Origin of the sequence: Pseudomonas sp. KB_12 (genome assembly GCF_052114545.1) — a bacterium.
GTDB lineage: Bacteria > Pseudomonadota > Gammaproteobacteria > Pseudomonadales > Pseudomonadaceae > Aquipseudomonas > Aquipseudomonas brassicacearum.
This window is the reverse complement of record NZ_JBFREY010000130.1, coordinates 1-357: the sequence shown is the minus strand read 5'-3', so window position 1 is coordinate 357 and position 357 is coordinate 1. Positions and strand designations below refer to the sequence as shown.

1 protein-coding gene is annotated in these 357 nt (G+C 62.2%); it reads right to left on the bottom strand.

Translation table 11 applies throughout. From position 1 onward, the window contains the following. Window positions 1-357: immunoglobulin-like domain-containing protein (locus AB4Z20_RS28155; protein ID WP_442091269.1), on the bottom strand; the 357-nt coding region annotated here is incomplete at both ends.

Genomic DNA, 357 nt, shown 5'->3' with positions numbered 1-357 from the left:
CATCTTTTGGTGCGTCGACAGTCACGGTGCCGGTAGTAGCACCCGCAGCGATGTTGATCACCGCGCCGTTGCTCAAGGTGACGGTCACTGGCGAGCCGGCGGCGTTGGTCAATGTTGCGGTGTAAACGATCGAGCCGCCTTCGGCCACAGTGTCAGTTGCCGAGAGTGTCAGGCCAGTGGTGTCCTGGGTGTCTGTGACGGTGGTGTCGGCAGGCTTGCCGTCGATGTCCAGTTTTTCGTAGTTGCCGCCCTGGGCGTCGTCGATCTTCACGCTCAGGTTGTCGCCGCCCGCGAGGGCATCGTTTGGCGTAACGAAGTTTACCGAAGCGGAGCTGGCGCCGACTGGGATGGTGGGTG